The organism is Actinomadura sp. 6N118 (genome assembly GCF_044326415.1).
Classification (GTDB): Bacteria; Actinomycetota; Actinomycetes; order Streptosporangiales; family Streptosporangiaceae; genus Spirillospora.
The window spans coordinates 1-17,549 of sequence record NZ_JBIRAZ010000054.1 but is presented as its reverse complement, the minus strand read 5'-3'; the positions used below and the strand labels follow the sequence as shown (position 1 = coordinate 17,549).

At 69.1% G+C, this 17,549-nt stretch carries 13 protein-coding genes and 2 pseudogenes; 6 read left to right on the top strand and 9 right to left on the bottom strand.

Going from position 1 to position 17,549, the window contains the following annotated elements:
- Window positions 1–202: 202 nt before the first annotated feature.
- Window positions 203–724, bottom strand: a complete 522-nt coding sequence (locus tag ACH34W_RS55050; RefSeq protein WP_395969294.1) for a hypothetical protein — start codon at window positions 722–724, stop codon at window positions 203–205.
- A gap of 156 nt (window positions 725–880) precedes the next feature.
- Here ACH34W_RS55050 and ACH34W_RS55045 point away from each other — a divergent pair, with 156 nt between their 5' ends.
- Window positions 881–1,702, top strand: a complete 822-nt coding sequence (locus tag ACH34W_RS55045; RefSeq protein ID WP_395969293.1) for a phosphatase PAP2 family protein — start codon at window positions 881–883, stop codon at window positions 1,700–1,702.
- Between the two features lie 322 nt (window positions 1,703–2,024).
- Entirely contained in the window at window positions 2,025–2,960 is a 936-nt protein-coding gene (locus ACH34W_RS55040) for a hypothetical protein (protein WP_395969292.1), read from the top strand.
- Window positions 2,961–3,056: 96 nt separating this feature from the next.
- On the opposite strand, the gene ACH34W_RS55035 is transcribed toward ACH34W_RS55040, so the two are convergent.
- The 4 genes from ACH34W_RS55035 to ACH34W_RS55020 all read right to left on the bottom strand — a co-directional run bounded on the left by ACH34W_RS55035 (window position 3,057) and on the right by ACH34W_RS55020 (window position 9,518).
- Window positions 3,057–5,441 carry a fibrinogen-like YCDxxxxGGGW domain-containing protein gene (locus ACH34W_RS55035; protein WP_395969291.1) on the bottom strand — a complete coding sequence of 795 codons (2,385 nt, stop codon included), beginning with the start codon at window positions 5,439–5,441 and terminating at the stop codon, window positions 3,057–3,059.
- Between the two features lie 200 nt (window positions 5,442–5,641).
- Window positions 5,642–6,541 carry a sulfotransferase domain-containing protein gene (locus tag ACH34W_RS55030; RefSeq protein ID WP_395969290.1) on the bottom strand — a complete coding sequence of 300 codons (900 nt, stop codon included), beginning with the start codon at window positions 6,539–6,541 and terminating at the stop codon, window positions 5,642–5,644.
- Window positions 6,538–8,145: a polysaccharide biosynthesis C-terminal domain-containing protein gene (locus ACH34W_RS55025; RefSeq protein WP_395969289.1), complete on the bottom strand. Its 1,608-nt coding sequence runs from the start codon at window positions 8,143–8,145 to the stop codon at window positions 6,538–6,540. Before ACH34W_RS55025 ends, ACH34W_RS55030 begins: the two co-directional genes overlap by 4 nt.
- Window positions 8,142–9,518: an O-antigen ligase family protein gene (locus ACH34W_RS55020; protein WP_395969288.1), complete on the bottom strand. Its 1,377-nt coding sequence runs from the start codon at window positions 9,516–9,518 to the stop codon at window positions 8,142–8,144. The genes ACH34W_RS55025 and ACH34W_RS55020 overlap by 4 nt, the downstream gene beginning before the upstream one ends.
- A gap of 186 nt (window positions 9,519–9,704) precedes the next feature.
- Between ACH34W_RS55020 and ACH34W_RS55015 the strand changes: the two genes are divergently transcribed.
- Both ACH34W_RS55015 and ACH34W_RS55010 read left to right on the top strand, forming a co-directional pair.
- Window positions 9,705–10,808, top strand: a complete 1,104-nt coding sequence (locus ACH34W_RS55015) for a right-handed parallel beta-helix repeat-containing protein (RefSeq protein WP_395969287.1) — start codon at window positions 9,705–9,707, stop codon at window positions 10,806–10,808.
- Between the two features lie 142 nt (window positions 10,809–10,950).
- Window positions 10,951–12,912 carry a Wzz/FepE/Etk N-terminal domain-containing protein gene (locus ACH34W_RS55010; protein WP_395969286.1) on the top strand — a complete coding sequence of 654 codons (1,962 nt, stop codon included), beginning with the start codon at window positions 10,951–10,953 and terminating at the stop codon, window positions 12,910–12,912.
- A gap of 48 nt (window positions 12,913–12,960) precedes the next feature.
- On the opposite strand, the gene ACH34W_RS55005 is transcribed toward ACH34W_RS55010, so the two are convergent.
- Window positions 12,961–13,857 (bottom strand): glycosyltransferase family 2 protein, encoded by an 897-nt coding sequence (locus ACH34W_RS55005; RefSeq protein ID WP_395969285.1) that lies wholly within the window; start codon window positions 13,855–13,857, stop codon window positions 12,961–12,963.
- A gap of 167 nt (window positions 13,858–14,024) precedes the next feature.
- Between ACH34W_RS55005 and pssD the strand changes: the two genes are divergently transcribed.
- On the top strand, window positions 14,025–14,474 hold the full coding sequence (gene pssD / locus ACH34W_RS55000; RefSeq protein ID WP_395969284.1) for a PssD/Cps14F family polysaccharide biosynthesis glycosyltransferase: 450 nt from the start codon (window positions 14,025–14,027) through the stop codon (window positions 14,472–14,474).
- A complete protein-coding gene (locus tag ACH34W_RS54995; protein WP_395969283.1) occupies window positions 14,471–15,040 on the top strand; it encodes a glycosyltransferase in 570 nt (189 codons plus the stop codon). The genes pssD and ACH34W_RS54995 overlap by 4 nt, the downstream gene beginning before the upstream one ends.
- Here the strand turns inward: ACH34W_RS54995 and ACH34W_RS54990 are convergent.
- The 3 genes and pseudogenes from ACH34W_RS54990 to ACH34W_RS54980 all read right to left on the bottom strand — a co-directional run.
- The gene (locus ACH34W_RS54990; RefSeq protein ID WP_395969282.1) at window positions 15,019–16,170 is read right to left on the bottom strand and encodes a glycosyl hydrolase; all 1,152 of its coding nucleotides are present in this window, start codon (window positions 16,168–16,170) and stop codon (window positions 15,019–15,021) included. The genes ACH34W_RS54995 and ACH34W_RS54990 overlap by 22 nt on opposite strands.
- Before the next feature lie 46 nt (window positions 16,171–16,216).
- A pseudogene (rfbB, locus tag ACH34W_RS54985) lies at window positions 16,217–17,194 on the bottom strand (dTDP-glucose 4,6-dehydratase); the annotation flags it as partial.
- Window positions 17,195–17,280: 86 nt separating this feature from the next.
- Window positions 17,281–17,549, bottom strand: a pseudogene (locus tag ACH34W_RS54980) (sulfate adenylyltransferase); the annotation flags it as partial.

Sequence of the window (17,549 nt, the reverse complement as noted above, 5' to 3'; positions counted from 1 at the left end):
AGCCCACCCCCGATGACCACCCCGAGCCCGCCCCCCAACGCATGTGAGGCAGGCCGTACCGGTTTCGGATGAGCACATTCCGAGGCCGGAAGAGACCAATTCCCGGCGCAGGTATGCCCTGGACAGGCCATTAGTGACGATCTGGCTATGGGGAGATATCCGGCACCAGGGAAACGTCGTTAACGTGACTGCGAATGATGCGTCAGGTGCGGATGACGGTGGCGTTGACCAGGGAGCCGCTCTTAGTGCAGTCGATGGAGCGGCCGGTGACGTCGCCCTTGGCGTGGGGGCGGCAGATCCAGCCGCCCTTGATCTTGACCGCCCGGCCGTCGTAGCCGTAGCCGGCGGCCTCGCGGGCGCGGACGTAGCCGAAATAGTTGGTGAAGGCGGTGCGCGCCTCGCTGCACTTGACCTGGCCGCGGGCGACCTTGAGGGCGTACTCGGCGGACGCGTCGTTCACGGCGGTACCGCAGACGGCGCCCGTCCGGCCGACGGCGGGCGGGTTCAGGTACGGGGCCTGCCGGGAGGCCGGGGCCGTGGTCTTGGCCTTGGGCTGGACCTTGGGGGCGGCCCCCGGCTTGGCTGGGGACGACGCCTGCTGCTGCGCAGGCGTGGACGGGCTCTGAGCGGCCGGCGGGGAGTCCTTGTCCCCACCGCCGCAGGCGGCAAGGGTCGAGAACGCGAGCGCCGTCAGGACGCATGCGGTACGCGGCCGGAACGCCATAAGAGGCCCCCTGTTTCTCCTCATGTGCAGCCTTGGAATCCTATGGGTGCGTAGCGGATGCGATGACCGGTTCGGGGCAACAGAACCCCTGAATCACCCTGAGTGACGACATACTAAATGGTCCATAACGGGCATAACGCGTGGGATACTCCCTGAATGCTTCTAGGGATCATCGGGGGAATCGTCGGCACCGTCGTCGTGCTGGCGGCGAGTCTCGCGTTGTCTTTCCGTGGCGGCGCGAAGGTCGCACCAAGCAGGTTGCGGACCCTTCAGGATCAGGCCACCGAAACGGTAGGGCCGACCGGTGCCTTCGTCTTCTTCTTGGGTGCCGGGGTCTTCGTGATCACGGTTTTGGCGATCCCGTTCGGGGAGGCCATCGCTCTCCTGGACGGGCCGGTCGACCATTCGGTCTATCGCTGGGTGGAGCGCCACCAGACCGACGGCTGGTACGACGCCCTGCTGGCCATCGGCCAGATAGGCGACATGTACCAGATCTGGTCGTTCGGCCTGATCGCGGGCGCGCTGCTGACCTTCCTGGCCCCGGCAGGACGGCGCTGGGTCCCGGTCACGGTCATGCTGACGATGATTGTCGTGGAGCACTTCCAGCAGATGGGGATGAGCCGCATCGTGGACCGCGGCCACCCGCCGAACACGACCGGCACGTTCCCCTCCGGGGGTTGTGCCCGGCTGATCTGTATCACGGGCATGGCTCTGTTCCTGCTCTTCGCCTACGTCAAGGTGAGCAAGCGAGTGCGCGCCATTTGCTGGGCCCTGCTGGCCACGCTGGCGTACGTAGAGGGATTCACTCGCCTGTATGTGAGCAAGCACTGGCTGACCGACATCCCGGCTGGCTGGCTTTACGGAGTCGTCCTACTGGTGACGGTCGCCTTCGCCGTGCGTCCGCTTCTAGCTCCTGCTGTTGCCGCTACAGGCCCTGTGGGAGATGAGCGGGCGATAAAGTCGAACGTCCTGACGTAGCACCTGCTCTGGAGGAACCCTGACGGCGTCCCCGTCCCTGCGCGAGCTCATCTCCCGCCTGTGGGGCGACTCCTCGGAGGTCCACGTAACGCTGGGAGATCTGCCCGCCGGATACCGCGTGGCTGAACGTTATGCCGTGGTGCCCAATCCGGCCTCTGCCAGGTTTCTCGTACCACTTGCCGGATCCGCTGCTGCGGCGGCCAGCCTGACACGCTACAACCGCCTGCGTTCCGGCAAGGTTCGCGCTACCAGGGCGGTGCTGGGGGCAGGATTCCGTGTCGGTCTGGCTCCACTTCTGATCCGCCATAGGTTGACAGTGGGCGTGCGAGAGGATGTGGCGCCCGCTGACCATCTACTGGGCGAGCATCTGCGCGAGGTCCTCGGACTGCCGGAGATCGTCATCGGACTCGGTGTGAGGCCACTCGATCCCAACGGCAAGCCGACCCTGCAGCTCTTCGCGGGTGACGGTGCCCCTGTCGGCTATGCCAAGGTCGGCTGGAGCCCGGCCACCCGGGCGATGGCGGCGACCGAGGCCGAAGCAGCCGCCGCTGTCGGCGAGCCGGGGCCCTTGCGCGTGCCCCGCGTTCTGCACCACGGCGCATGGCGCGACCTGGTGGTCACCGTCACGGCGCCGCTTCCCCTGGGCGTACGCGGGCACGCCGATCCCGACGCCCTCCCCGATCCGGCGGCTCTGCTCGCCGTCGCTGAGAGCTCCGGTGCGCGGGTCTATCGGTTCGACGAGTCGTTGTTCCTGCGGCACCTCCGGGACGAGATCGCGGCCATGGACGACGAACCGCGGCTTTCCGCGAGCATGTCGGGCGCCCTGGAGTCGCTGGTGCGCCGGTACGGGGATCTCAAGCTCCGAGTGGGCCGCTGGCATGGAGATTGGGTCCCTTGGAACGTCGGTCACCACAGAAACAACGAGGGCACAGATGAGCTGCACGTCTGGGACTGGGAGCACAGTGCCCCAGACGTCCCGGTGGGCCTCGACCTGCTGCACTGGCGTTTCCAGGTCGCTCTCGTGCTGCGCGGCGCTCCGCTCGAGTCGGCCGTCGCCGCAGTCGAGGCGGCGGCACACGACGAGCTCACTCCACTGGGCGTCGCTCCCGAGGCAAGGGAGTTGTTGTCGCGTCTCTACCTGCTGGAGATGTTCGTGCGCACGTACCGGCTCAAGCGTGGCGGAGGCGGCTGGAACCCCGCGCTCTACCCAGCGATGCTGGACGTCCTAGCGCACTGGGAGCATACGAACCCCACGTGACCAGGGGCAGTGCCTGCAGAGTCGCTCTGACAGCCGGACGGCCCGGGTCAGGCTGATGCCTGGCCCGGGCCGTCCACGCTTGTCACGTGGTGATTCTTACGGGGTGGTCACCGCGCCGGTGGAGGCGGAACGGTTGCCCGACCAGTCGGCCGCCCGCACGTAGTAGCTGTGGGCGCCCGCGACGAGGTCGGTGAGCGTCGTGCTGGTCGTGACGCCGATGACCCGGTCGTCCCGGAGGATCTCGTACTTCACCGCGCCGGAGTTGTCGGTGGAACCCGTCCAGGTCAGCTTGACCCCGCCGTTCACCGACGCGGCCTTGAGGTTGGACGGTTTGCCGGGCGCGGTCGCGTCGCTCGCGCAGAACTTGGCGAAGCCACCGGCCCATTGGTAGCCGCTGCCCGCCCACGAACCGCGGTTGACGTCACCGCCGACCCACAGGCAGCCCTGGTTGTCGCGGGTCAGCTCGAACGGACCGTTGCCGGCGCGGGTGGCGAGGCTGGGCCAGAAGTTGGGCATCGGTTCGCCGGTCTTGCCGTCGAACGCGATGACGGCGTTGGACGTCTGGATCTGCGACCAGGTGCTCGGTGTCGGCCACTTGTCGGCGTCGTGGTAGACGAACTTGTAGCAGTGGCAGCTGCCGTACACCACGCCGTTGATCTCGGCGGCGGCCTGGAAGTCGCCGCCCGGCTTGGTGATGACACCGCGGATCCGGTCGAACGCGCTCTTGGTGTGCGGCTGGAAGACGTGCTCGGAACCGCCGACCCAGACCTTGTCGCCGTACTCGCGGATGATCTGCTGGTACTGCTTCTGGACGTCGTCGATGCTGGGCTGCCAGTTCTGGTCGTTCAGACCGGGCACCTTCGCCGCGGGCGAGGTGGTGCCGAGCACCGCGATCTTGCGGGCGGGCTGGCCGCTCACCGAGGTGAAGTGGCCCGCGAAGTAGACCCGCTCGGCCGTGGCGTCCAGCTCCATCACCATGGCGCTGAAGTTGGGCTTCCACGTGCCGTCCGGCTTGCCGTCGGAGGCCCGGAAGCGGGCCGCGCGGCCGAGGGTCACGTCGGCGGTGATCGGGTTGCCGCCGCGCACCTTGGTGAACGTGCCGCCCGCATACAGCCAGTCACCCTGCAGGTCGAGCGTGCGGACGACTGCGGGACCGCCGTCGGTGGCGGTCACGTTCCCCAGCCAGCCCGGTGCGTTCTGACCGGTCACCGGGTCGAGCGCGACGAGCCCGGCGGTGTTCGCGGCGTCGTTGGCCTTGGTGAACTCGCCACCGACGACCAGCTTGCCGCCGACCATCTGGAGGTCCCAGACGCTGCCGTTGAGCTTGGGCCGGAAGCCGGACTTCCACTCGCCGGTCTGGGTGTCGAACGCGGCCAGGTAGGGCTGTGCGACCTTCTCCCCGGCGGCGGGGTTGGGGCCCTTCTGCACGTTCTTGAACTCGCCGCCAACGTAGATCGTGTTGCCGTTGACCGCGAAGCCCTGCACCTCCAGGTGCGCCTCACCGGGCAGGCCGGTCGTGGTCTCGGTGACGCCCCACGGCGTGGCCGAGGACGCGTTGCTGATGAGCGGCGGCTTGGTGTCGGCCGGGGTGCCGCCCTGCGGGATCTCCGGGTACGTCACGTTGGTGATCTTCGGCCGGATGAACACCTGCGCGAAGGGGATCGCGTCGCCGCCGAGGTTGCCCGACTTCCACAGATAGCTGGTCGGGCTGTTGCTGCCCGCCGTGACATAGCTGCCGTAGGCGAAGCCGCGCGCCCAGCCGTTCTCCTTGCGCTCCCGCGTATAGATCCGGCGCGTCGGGCTCAAGGCGCTGTCGCGCGCCGTGTCGCCGGTGTCGCCACCGCTGAACGAGGTGCCGTCGAAGCTCACCGAGGTGAGCGCGTGCGCCGGGTCGGCGTCGAAGGTCCACGACCAGCTGGCGGACTTGGCGAACTTCCAGCGCACCTCTTGCCACTTGGTGCCGTCGACGTTGGTGGCGCGCTTGATCCGCACGCCGTCCGGAAGGTCCTTGACGTTGGCGCCGTTGAGCAGACCGTTGACGGTGTCGCCGGGCAGCGCCGCCGGGTTGAACGCGGCGGTGCCGGTCGGGGTGTTGCGGACGTTGGCCGCACCCTGCTGGCCGGGGTAGGCGAAGTTCCATGCCTGGCGGCCGCGGCCGATGAGGACCCAGCCTCCGCCGTCGGTCGTCATGTCGCAGTAGAACTGCTCCGGCGCGACCAGCTTGGGGGTCTGAAGCCAGTAGATGCCGTCTGCGGCGGCGGGGTTGGTTTGCTTGATCGCCCAGCAGGAGGCGGCGGCCGTGCCGGCCGACGTGCCGTTGCGCGTGACGGCGGCGGCGCTCAGCGAGGCGGCGGTGGACTGGGCGCCCTGCGTCGCGAAGACGACGACTCCCGTTCCCACCACCGCCGCCGTGGTGACGCCGATGGTCAACGCACGGGACCGCCCTCGGATCCCGCGAACGATGCTCGATCGAACAGCCATGACTCCCCGGGAATGTGCGGAGGCGAGATGCGCCCGGCGAGTGGATGAGGCCACACTTCGCCCAAGGGCGCACATTTGAGAACGGAGTTACGCTAGTGCAAATCGCAACTTGTGGTCAACGAAAAGCACAAAGTCGGATTAGCGGTTTTCACAGGTAAACCAACGGCCACGTCCGCGCGTCGTCACTTTGGCCGACTTGATCAGCTCGGCCAGCCGTAGTCCTCCCCGAGCCAGTCGAAGAGCGCCCGGTTATGGGGCCGGTAGAACTCGGTGAGCTCCTGCCTGGTCTCAGGATTCATCGGCGGTGCGGGCAAGTGGTTGTGGCGTTCGGCGCTCTTCATCCGGTGCGGGGGCAGGCCGAGGAAACCGCAGACCCGGTCCACCGCTGCCTGCTCATCCCCGTACAGTTCGTCCGCCGACATGATCAGAAAGTTTTCGCGCGGGAAGTGCTTGGTCCACAGCTCCAACTGCGGCAGATAGATTCCGCGATCCCGATAGCTGTGGAAGTCGTGTGGCTCGCTGTAATAGAGCGGATCGGCAGCCATTCGTTCGAGCTCACCCCGTAGCCGTTCCGATTCGGCGGCCAGGGCCTCCTCGAAGCCGAGGTCCTCGACACCCTTGCCGACCGCCTCCCAGTAGTGGGAGTAGGCCCGTTTGACCGGGTCCCGGAGCACGACGATCACCTTCAGCTCCGGCATCCGCGCGGCGATCCGTTCCGGGGCGGCCGGGTAGTAGAGGTAGTACGGGCACGCCTCGCCCGTCACCGGCCGTGTTCCGTGCGCGGCCTCGACCTCGTCGAGCTGGCGTTCTGTGGCGAAATGCGACCGGTACCAAGTGTCGCCCTTGGCGTAGTTGACGTAGAAGTACCAGGGACTCTTCAGGCCGCGCGACGCCGGATACATCGGCATGACCAGCGGGTGCTGGACCAGATAGTTCCACAACGAGGTCGTGCCGCCCCGCTTGGTGCCGATGACCATGAAGTCGGGCAGGTGCCGCCGCTCCGCGGTGCGCATGCCGTAGGCCCGTGTCACCGTGTTGGCCGCGTCCTTGAGGGCCCGCGGCGAACGGTCCTTCATCCTGGCGACGAGGTCCTTGCTCACGCCTTCTCCTTTTCTTCGCCCTGGCCTTCTTGCCCGCCCTGGCCGCGGTTCTTGATCGCGCCGAGGAGGGCGCCTGCTTCGAGGCTGCCCCGCAGGCACCACAGCGTGGCGCCGTAACCGGCGCAGGCGATGACGATGTACACGCCGAAGACCAGGGCCGAGGTGCCGAACGCCAGCCGCAGCGCGACGCCGGCCAAGCCGAACCACACCAGCGCCCACAGGCCCGTGACGGTGATCTTCCGCATGTCCAGCCGCAGTCCCAGCAGGTAGCGCACCTGGATCGCGGCGGCGACCGTGTCGACGAGCATCGCGACGGCCCAGGCCGACGCCGCCCCGACGATGCCGAACGGGGGGACGAGGAGCAGCGTCAGCACGAGGTTGATCGTGAGGGCTGCGACCTTGTTGGCCAGGCTCCAGGTGCTCTTGCCTCCCATGAGCAGGACGGTCTGCACGTTCCCGGCACCCAGCGCCAGGAGCATCGCCCCCGCCAGCACGATCAGCGCGGCCGCGCCGCCGGTGAAGTCCTCGCCGAAGAGAGCGAGCAGGAACGGCCCGAAACAGGCCAGCGCAAGGTAAATCGGCCACGACGCGAGGACGACCCATCGGGTGGCGAGGGAGTTGAGCCGTTCGGCCCGGTCGTTCTCCTCACGGGCGAGCATCGCCGCCACCTGCGGCGCCACCGCGATGCGCGCGGCCTGCAGGACCAGCGTCCCTGTGCTCACGAAGCGGTTGGCCGTCGCGTAGATGCCGGCGTCGTGGCTGGAGACCATCACGGCCACGAGCGGCACGTTCGCCCACACCAGCGCGATCTCGACGGCCGCCGCGAATCCGCGGGGACCCGAGAACGCCCAGAACTCCCGTACCGCCGCCGAGCCCGACTCGTTCGACGCGCTTTCGGCCGACTCGGCGCGTTCGACACGGCGCATCATCCGCCAGAGCACGATCGTCGCAGCGGCGAACGAGACGGCGACCGGCACCGTCCACGCGACCATGACCCCCGCCGCGCCCATGCCGAGCACGAACACGAGCCCGACCAGCAGCGGCCGGGCGCCGGGGAGCACGACGTTGTTGATCAGAGAGTAGGCGGCGACGCTGCCCAGCCCCCGGGTGCCGCCGAGCGACACCCGCACCAGCGCCATCATGCCGATGAACGGGGCGGCGATCCGGACCAGCTGCTCGGCGGTGTCGCGATGGGCGGGGTCGGCGAACGTATCAGCGATCCAGGGTGCCGCCACGAACGCGAGGACCGAGCACGCCAGACCCGCGATCACCACCGGGACATGCGCGGCCACCATGACTCGGCGCAGGTCCGCGACCCGGTCCAGGGCGCGCAGCCGGGCCGCCGTGCGGACCAGGCCGGTGTCGGCGCCCAGTTCGGCGATCTCCGCGGCGATCGTGAAGAGCGCCACGACGACGAAGAAGACGCCCGCCTCGGCGGCGCCGAGCGTCCGGGCGACGACGACCGTCAGCAGGAATCCCGACGCGGCCGCGATGATCGAGCTGATCAGCCCCATCGCCCCGCCGCGCGCGAAGTCGCGCAGGTCCCGCCGGGAGTGCCGCTCGGGCTGTCCGGGCTGCGCGGGCGACCCGACTGCCGTCGTCACCCGCGACCTCCTTGCCGTACGGCCGCGCGGACGCCGGTGATGCGGCGGACACCGGGCAGACCGGGACGCGCGCTCTGCGGTTCGCGCAGCACGAGGGCCGCCGCGATGAAGATCAGAACGAGCTCGGTCTGGTCGAGCCCGTAGTAGAAGAGCATGAACGAGCACATCACCAGGACCGCGTGCAACCACAGGAGCCTGTCGGCACGGACCCGCCGGGTGCGCCAGGCGAGCAGCCACAGGCACCCGCAGAACAGCGCGAGACCGGGGAAGCCGTAGGAGAACATCACGTTCCAGAACTGGCCCTGCGTGCCCACCGAGACCACGTACTGCTCGGACGGCCGCGGCGCCCCGTACCCCAGGATCGGGGAATCCAGCGTCCGCACGAACGTCTCGACGTAGAGGCCGATGCGGTCGCTGCTGGTCGAGCTGTAGGTGGTCCGGCTGGAGACCCCGGACACCACTCCGCCGAGCAGCGCCACGATGCCGCCGAGCGACATCAGCGCGATCACGGCGGCGGGCCAGCGCACGTGACCTCGCTGCAGGTAGCGCACGGCCGTGTAGAGGACGCCCGCGACGACCGCGAGGAACATGCCCCGGTTGAGAGTGGCGAACGCGGGCACCAGCGACGCGGCCATCAGCCCGACGAGCAGGAACCGCACCGCCGGCCGGGCCCAGGTGACCATGAGCACCACGAACGGGAACAGCAGCGCGTAGTGGCTGCCCCAGGCATTCGTGTACGGGAAGGGCGCGCGCGGCCTGTTGTAGGGGGTGGGCGCACCCCAGGGCTGCTGGATCTCGGCCATGCGCGGGTGCACGAGATCCCGGACGTAGTCGTTGGAGGCGATGGATTTCGGAAGCATCATCTCGAACGGCGTCGTCAGCCCGAACTTGGGCATCAGGACACCGAGAAAGCCGCCGATCACCACCCAGACCCAGAAGAGGGTCACGAGCCCGACCATCCGCCGCACCGGCAGCCGCACGCGTGAGGAGTTGAAGACGTACAGGAAGATCACGGTCGCGGCGCCGTAGTTGAGCGAGCGGAACACGAAGCCGATGCCGCGGCCGAACGTGTCGATCTGCGTCCCCGCGAAGAACATCCAGATCAGGAACAGCAGCCAGACCCCGTACCCGCGCGGGCTCCGGATGCCGCCGCGCAACATCATGTGCGCGATCATCGTCGTGGCGGCGATGGGCGCGGCGAACGCGCCGAGGCCCAGCAGCCAGAAGACCGGGAAGCCGGCGAACAGCAACGTCAGGGGCCACACCGGAAGATCGGGGCGGACAGGCTCGACGCGGATCCGCTCGGGTGCGGCGGGGTTCTGGGACTCGGGCGGATCGGCCGTCGCCTCAGGCCGCGACGCGACCGTCAGCACCGCCTGTGTGCCCCCATGCCCGACTCCCTCACCGCCCGTACACTCGGAGGCCCGAGCTTACCGCTCCTTTGCCCTCAGGTTGCCGACACCTGGTTTTGCGGCGCTCAGGACATCTTCAGCACCCCGTTGCGCGTCCAACACCTGGCGCCACATCGGGACGTCACCATTTCGGGGAGGACTTGATCGGTGGAGGAACGCTGGTACCAGAGGCGGGCGGTGCTCGGGGGCGCCGCCATCGCCGCCGCGGGGGTGACGGCCGGTGCCATGGCCGACGAGGCCTTCTCCTCGGGCGACGACCTGCCCGGCGCAGGCAAGCCGGGCAGCGGCCCCTGGACGTACGTTCCTCCGGGCGGGTCGATCCAGGACGCCATCAAGGACGGCGCCAAGGCCGTGCTGCTGGGGGTGGGCGAATACCGGTTGGCACGGCCGATCGTCCCGACCGGCGGATGCACGATCCGCGGCGTCGGCCAGCAGACGCGCCTGCGCGCCACGAGCCGGATGTCCACGATGATCGCCATCGGCGACGGGCGGTCGGTCGACGGGGTGGCGATCGGCGACCTCGTCCTTGACTGCGCGGACCGTGCCGCGATCGGCATCGACCTCGACATCTCGGGGACGGACCGGTTCTACAAGGGCGAGCCAGACTCGGTCTGCCGCCTCGACAACATGTCGATCCACCAGCCCGTGCTGGACGGCATCGCCTACCGCGGCCGGGACACCCAGGCGTGCGTCACCAGCCGGGTCCGGGTACGGCAGGCGGGCCGGTACGGGTTCCGGGTCGAGGCACCCGACAACTGGTGGATCGCCTGCGAGGCGACGACCCGGCGGCAGACCGGCTCCAGCGCCGGCTTCTACGTCGGGGCCGCCATTCCCGGGTCGAACGGCATCGGCGGTACCAACAACTTCTTCGAGGCGTGCAAGGCCTGGTACTGCCGCGACTACGGCTGGCACATCAAGTCGAGCCGCAACAAGTTCATCGGCTGCGAGGCACAGGACATCCGGAGCCACGGCTGGTTCATCGAGTCCGACCGCAACGTCTTCACGGGTTGCGTGGCCGACACGGCCGGGATGCGGGACGTGGGCGGCACGGCCGGCACCGCGGACGGCTTCCACATCGTCCAGGGTGACCAGACGTCGCTGGTGGGATGCCAGGCGTTCGACCGGCGGGTCGGCGGCGAGACCCCGCAGCAGCGGTACGGATTCAACGTGCCCGCCACGATGGCGGACGAGGGGAGGCTCAGCGGCCACACGGGCTGGGACAACGTCGCCGGGCTGCTGAACAAACGATGATCACATCACGTTCGGTCGCAACCGGTTCGTCATGCCGAGGTGAAGGTATCTTGTTGCGCATCCCTTCCCAAGAACACCCGACCATGCAAGGAACACGTGATCGGCCCGCATTCGCTCACGGCCGCGAGAGGAAACGCCCCTGATGGACTCCACCGCTAAGGTCGGCTCCACCGAGCTCGCGGAGTACTCGGCCATGCTCCGGCGCCGGTGGTGGCTCGTCGTCACCGGCGCGATGGTGGGGCTGGGCCTGGCCACCACCGCCCTCTTCCTCATGCCCAAGACCTACGTCTCGACGGCAGTGGTCCAGGTGATGGCGACGGGCCCCGGCGAGACCCAGGTCGCGGGCCGGACCAACCAGACGATCAACCTCGAGACGGAGGCACAGCGGCTCCGCTCCGCCGAGGTCGCCGCCCTGGCGCAGAAGGAGCTGGGGACCTCCGCCTCCCCGCTGGAGCTGGGCCGGGCGGTCCAGGTCACGGTGCCGGCCGACTCTGCCGTCCTGGTGATCGACTGGCCCGCCCCGTCCGCCGAGAAGGCACGCGCCGGCGCCCAGGCGTTCGCACAGGCCTATCTCAAGGACCGTCAGGACAAGGCGCTCAAGCGGCTCCAGAAGCAGTCCGAGACGCTCCAGCTGCAGATCAACGACCTGCAGGAGAAGGCGGTCACCGCGAGCGCCGCACAGCGACGGGTCATCGGCAGCCAGCTGACCGCGTTCAGCGGCAAGCTGTCGGAGATCCGGGTCTCGATGGCCAACATCAGCGGCGGTGAGATCATCACCAACGCGCCGCTGCCCGAGGGCCCGTCCAGCCCCGACCCCGTCAAGTTCCTGCCCAGCGGCCTGGTCGGCGGCCTGCTGCTGGGCATCCTGCTGGCGATCGTGTACGACCGGATGGACCCGCGCGTACGGGGTGCGGGCGACGTCGAACGGGTCCTGGACCTGCCGGTCATGCTCGACATCCCGCCGCACCGCGGCGGGGAGGGGCTCGGCCTGCTTCCCGCCCGGAGCCGCAGCGGCCAGAGCTTCCACGAGCTGTCCCACGCGATCACCGCGACCCTGGGCCACGGCAACCATGTCCTCCTCGTCACCGGCGCGGCTCCCGGCCGCGGCGCCAGCATCGTGTCGGCCAACCTCGCCGCGGCCCTCGCCCGCACCGGGTCGAAGGTCCTGCTCGTCTCGGCCGACATGAACGGCTCGGTCGCCGGTGAGCTCCTCGGCCTCGACCAGGGTCCGGGTCTCTCAGAGCTGCTGCTGGGCCGTGCCGAGCTCCGCGAGGTGTTCCGCAAGAACCACGGCCTGCCCACGCTGGCGACGATCACGGCGGGCGCCGACGGCGAGATGGCCGCCGAGATGCTGCAACGCGAGCAGATGGCGCATCTGATCGAGGCACTCCGCAAGCAGGCACGGTTCACCGTCATCGAGGCCCCCTCCACGGAACTGGGCGCCGACGCGCAAGCCCTGGCCGACCTGGCCGATGCCGCGCTCGTCGTGGTCGAGGTGCCGCGTACCCGCTACAACCAGGTACGAGACGGCGTCCGCCGGATCCACCGCATGGGCGCCGCCGTTCTCGGCGCCGTCGTGCTGCCCAACCAGGACGACAAGACCGTCGTCGCCCCGCCGCCCATCCTCCCGGCCCGGCACCAGCCATCGGCCGGTGACCAGGCGGCCGCCCGCAATCTCGTGGCCGGTGGGACGTCCCGTTCGGCGTCCACCGCACGGGCGGGTGCACGCCGCGAGCCGACCGGCTACGAGTTGGACGAATCCGACCTCCTCGGCGACATCGGCAAGAGCGAGGAGCGGACGGCGGCGAGCCGCGGCAAGCATGGCGCCCTCACTGACGACGAGTGGCAGGCGAGCCGCGGCAGGCCGGCCTCCAGCGCGGACGATGACTGGGGCCCGAGCCGCGGCAAGCGCAGCCCCCGCACCGAGGAGGCAGGGCCGTCGGGGCAGGGCAAGCACGGCTCGGGGTCCACCGATGAGCCGCCGGACGCCTCCACCATGATCATCGGCAAGATCAGCGACGATCTGGCCGCCGCGTTCGCCGACGACGAGGGCTCCCCCACCGACACCCTGCGCGACCGCGACAGCAAGATCAATCGACCCTGATCGGCGGGGCACGCCTGGTCCGCGGCGGGCGCGGCGGGCCAGGCGGGGTCAGATGCCGCGCCCGCGCGTGTGCAGCGCGAGCAGCACGCGCTTGCCCGACACCACCCCGGACGCCACCGCCAAGGCGAACGGCACTCGGCGTTCACGCGGATTGGCCCGCAACGCACGGCCTGCCCAGCGGACCGCGTCCCGGCGGCGGCCGATCGTGGCGCAGCCGAAGGCGATCTGCCCGTACACCCGCCCGGCGGCACCGGGCTCGCGGCCGATCTCCGGGTAGTGCTTCAGGAACCACTGGAGGGCGTCGACCTTGGTCTCCCACGCCTGCGCGTAGTGCGAGGTCACGCCGAAGAGCACCCGGACGAACGGCTTGTCCACGTTCACGATCGGGTGCCGGCGGGCGGCGCGCAGGGCGAGGTCCCAGTCCTCACCCTGGCTGCCCGGGATCGTCTCGTCCACCATCCCGATCTCGATCAGGGCCGCGCGGCGGGCCACGTACGTGGACGAGTGCACACTCATCACGCGGTCCTTGATGAGAGCGTCGTAGGTCACCCGGTCGGTCTCCGCGAGGCGCGGCAGCTCGCGCCCGTCAAAGTCGATCAGGATGCCGGAGCTGCACAGCACCGCGTCCGGCTCCGCCTCCAGCGCCTTGACCTGCGCCGCGAGCTTCCCCGGCAGCCACACGTCGTCATCGTCGCAGAACGCCACCAGATCGGTGTCCAACGCCTGGACGCCGCTGTTGCGGGCACCCGCGAGCCCAGGTGTGCGGGTGTTGGCGATGACGTCCACCCGCTCGGACACCAGCGTCAGATCGGGCTCCGCCTTGTCGTAGACGACGATCGCGCGCAACTCCCCGTCGTACTCCTGGGCAAGCACGGAGGCGAGCGCCTTCCGCAGCAGCTCAGGCCGGTTGTGCGTGGGGAGTACGACTCCGACGGATGGGGACATCGAGTGGACCTGCCCTAGTGGGTGATGTGAGAGACGTTGTGACCTCGAACAAAGGTATGGCTACTGTAAAGTGTCGGGGCACATCGATACCGCTCGTCACAGGAGCCGGTCTTGACAATCCACACCGGCGGGGGCCGGGTGCGTCGCGCACTTGTGCTGGAGGGTCTGTGAAGGTACTGCTGGTCTGCTCTACGGGCGGGCACCTGACCCAGCTCCACCGGCTCCGGCCCTGGTGGTCCGCGCACGAGCGGATGTGGGTCACCTTCGAAAAGGCCGACGCGAGCTCCCTGCTCGCGGACGAGCAGGTGACCTGGGCGTTCCACCCCACCACGCGCAACATCCCCAACCTGCTGCGCAACCTGTGGCTCGCCGTCCGGCTGCTCCCCCGCTTCCGCCCGGACGTGATCGTCAGCACCGGTGCCGGGGTGGCCTTCCCGTTCTTCCTCCTCGGCCGCCTGCTCGGCAAGCGGACCGTCTATCTGGAGGTCTACGACCGGATCGACTCCGGCACACTCACCGGGCGGCTCTGCTACCCGATCGCGGACCTCTTCCTGGTCCAGTGGGAAGAGCAACTCGCCCGCTACCCGAAGGGCACCCTCGTGGGGCAGCTCCTGTGAAGCCGCTGATCTTCGTCACCGTCGGCACCGACCATCATCGTTTCGACCGCCTGATGGACTGGATCGACCAGTGGCTCGAAACGGCCGGAGATGTACGCTGCGTCGTCCAGCATGGCCCCGCACGCGCCCCGGCCCGCGCCGAGTGCCATGAGTTCCTGCCGCACCCGGAGATGCAGGCCCTCTTCCACGAGGCCACCGTGGTCGTCTGCCAGGGAGGCCCGGGCTCGATCATGGAGAGCCGCCAGGCGGGCCGGCTGCCCATCGTCATCCCCCGCCTCGCCGCCCTGAAGGAGGTCGTTGACGACCACCAGGTGCGCTTCTCCCGCCATGTCGCCGACCTCGGAAAAATCGCCCTGGCCGAGTCGGCCGAGGGGCTCCACGACCACCTCAATAAGTCCCTGGCCGATCCCACGGCCTATCTGGTCGAACAGGCCGCCGACGAAACAGCCCCCGCCATCGCCCGTTTCACCGAGCTGGTGGACACCCTGGTGGCCACGCCCCGTCGCAGCCGCTTCCGGCGGCGTCAGCGGGGCGGATTGCCGCGTCAGCGAGGCGGGTTGAGGTAGGGGTGCTTGCCGGCTTGGCCGTAGGCGCTCGCCATGCCCGGGCCGTTGTCGAGCTGGACGTGGCACTCCTCGCCCGAGTTGAAGCGGATTAGGCCCTTGAGGTTGGGGAACTTGCGCGCCATCAAACCGGGGATCGACTTGTACCACTGACGAGAGCGCTCAGGGTCGGCGGAGTCGAACTGGGTCCCGAACTCGGGCAGGATGAACGGCTTCTTGCCCAGGCCGTTCTGCTGCAGCCAGCGATAAGGAGTGCCGACCTCTTCCTCGAACGATGTCCACGGCGCCCGATGGCACTGGTAGAAGTTGTACGGGTCGAAGCCGATCCAGTCGGTGTAGGCGTGCCCGGGGTAGGACTTCAGGATCCGCTGGGCGTTGTCGCCGCCGAGGCTGCCGGTCGTGGTCCATGCCCACACCACGTTCCTGACCCCGGCCCGCTGGAAGACCTGGTGCACGTGCCGGGCGGCGGCCACGTACTCCGCCTCGTTCCCCTTCATCTCACCCTTGGTCATGTGCCGGTCCATCTCGGGGTCGAAGGACATGAAGACCTTCTTGCCGTACGCGCGGACACGCTTGGCCGCCGGCACGACGATCGACGAGTCGTACCTGCCCGCCGCGATGTCGCGCCACTTGTAGCTGGTCCTGCTCTTGTACGACTTGCTCTCCCAGGCGAAGAAGAGGAGCCGGGAACGGCCCAGCTCCTGCTCGGAGGCGTCGGGGAAGCGGCCGGGCGGGTCGTTCGAGAAGTCATGGAAGCGCAGCACGATGTCGAACCGCCGGCCGAAGCGCTTCTCGAGGTCGGTGATGGAGGTGGTGAGCGTGCGGCCCTTGACCGAGTACATCCCCCAGTACGCGCCACAGGAGGGGACGAGCTTGGAGTTGACGCCGCAGTCCTTGCGCGGCTTGGGCTTGCGCGCCCCGGGGGCCTGCTGGCGGCTCTCCGCCGGGGAGGTCTGCGGGAGCCCCGTGCTGACGGCTTTGGGCGCCGAAGCGGCTGGGCGGTGCCCGCCCGGCGTGGCGTCCTTCGATGCCCGGTCTGTCGCGGCGTAAGCGGTCAGCACGGACGCCGCACCTGCCGTCGCGGCGACCACGGAGATGACGACGAGCCGCCTGCGCCGCTCACGCCTGTCCATGAGGTGTTACCTCCATGTCGGGGAGGCTTTACATTAACGGGCGCCGTCAGGCCGCGTCTTCGGAAGGCGTCTTCTGGGGCTCCCACCAGCTGCGGTTTTGCTCGTACCAGCGGACCGTCTCGGCGAGTCCCTGGGCGAGGTCGACGCGCGGGATGTGGCCCAGGGCGCGGAGCTTTGCGCCGGAAAGGGCGTAGCGGCGGTCGTGACCCTTGCGGTCGGGGACATGCCGGACCCGCTCCCAGCCGGCACCCAGCGTGTCCAGAAGGCGGCGGGTGAGATCGCGGTTGGTCAGCTCGCCGCTGCCCGCGACGTGGTAGGTCTCCCCCGGCGCGCCGCGTTCGGCGACCAGTTGCACGCCACGGCAGTGATCGTCCACATGGGTCCAGTCGCGGATGTGGTCGCCGTCGCCGTAGAGCGGGACGTCATAGCCGTCCAGCAGGCGGGTCACGAAGAGGGGGATGATCTTCTCGGGGTACTGGTAGGGGCCGTAGTTGTTGCCGCAGCGGGTGATGCTGACCGGCAGGCCGTGGGTCCGCCCGTATGCTCGTGCGATCATGTCGCCGCCCGCCTTGCTCGCCGCGTACGGGGAGTTGGGCGCGAGCGGGGCGGTCTCGTCCCACGCGCCGCTGTCGATCGAGCCGTACACCTCGTCGGTGGAGACCTGAACGACATGCCGGGTGCCCGCATCGAGGCACGCCTGCAGGAGGGTCTGCACGCCTTGGACGTTCGTGCGCACGAACTCGCCCGGGTCGGCGATGGACCGGTCGACGTGCGACTCGGCGGCGAAGTTGAGCACGGCGTCATGGCCGGGGACCACCTTGGCGAGCAGTCCCTCGTCGCAGATGTCTCCGTGCACGAACGTGAAGCCGCCCGCGACCGGCTCCAAGTTGGCCAAGTTGCCGGCGTACGTCAGCTTGTCGAGGACGGTGACGCGCGCCCCAGCCCACGCTGGATACTCACCCGACACCAGCGAACGCACGTAGTGGGACCCGATGAACCCGGCCCCGCCCGTGACGAGAACGCGGGGAGCGGAACGCCTCGATCGGGACGGGCGCCCGTTGGCAGGGCGCCCGCCCTGATGATCGCCATCGATGCCCACAGCGTGCCCGCCTACTTGGCGCCGGTGATCATTCCGGCGGCGACGGTGTTGTTGGTGGCTTCGTCGATGAGGATGAAGCCGCCGGTGAGGCGGTTGCGGCTGTAGTCGTCGACGAACAGGGGTTGGGTGACGCGCAGGCTGATACGGCCGATTTCGTTCAGGCCCAGCGCGGTGGCGGTCTCGTCGCGGTGCAGGGTGTTGACATCCAGCCGGTAGTGCAGGTCCTTGACCAGCGCGCGGGCGGTGCGGGTGGTGTGCTTGATCACCAGCTTGGTCCGCG

Bases quoted from the DNA above. Each gene is read 5' to 3' on its own strand.
- ACH34W_RS55010 (WP_395969286.1), top strand. From the start codon at position 10,951: ATGGACTCCACCGCTAAGGTCGGCTCCACCGAGCTCGCGGAGTACTCG.
- ACH34W_RS55050 (WP_395969294.1), bottom strand. From the start codon at position 724: ATGGCGTTCCGGCCGCGTACCGCATGCGTCCTGACGGCGCTCGCGTTC.
- ACH34W_RS55035 (WP_395969291.1), bottom strand. From the start codon at position 5,441: ATGGCTGTTCGATCGAGCATCGTTCGCGGGATCCGAGGGCGGTCCCGT.
- ACH34W_RS54990 (WP_395969282.1), bottom strand. From the start codon at position 16,170: ATGGACAGGCGTGAGCGGCGCAGGCGGCTCGTCGTCATCTCCGTGGTC.
- ACH34W_RS55005 (WP_395969285.1), bottom strand. From the start codon at position 13,857: ATGTCCCCATCCGTCGGAGTCGTACTCCCCACGCACAACCGGCCTGAG.
- ACH34W_RS55045 (WP_395969293.1), top strand. From the start codon at position 881: ATGCTTCTAGGGATCATCGGGGGAATCGTCGGCACCGTCGTCGTGCTG.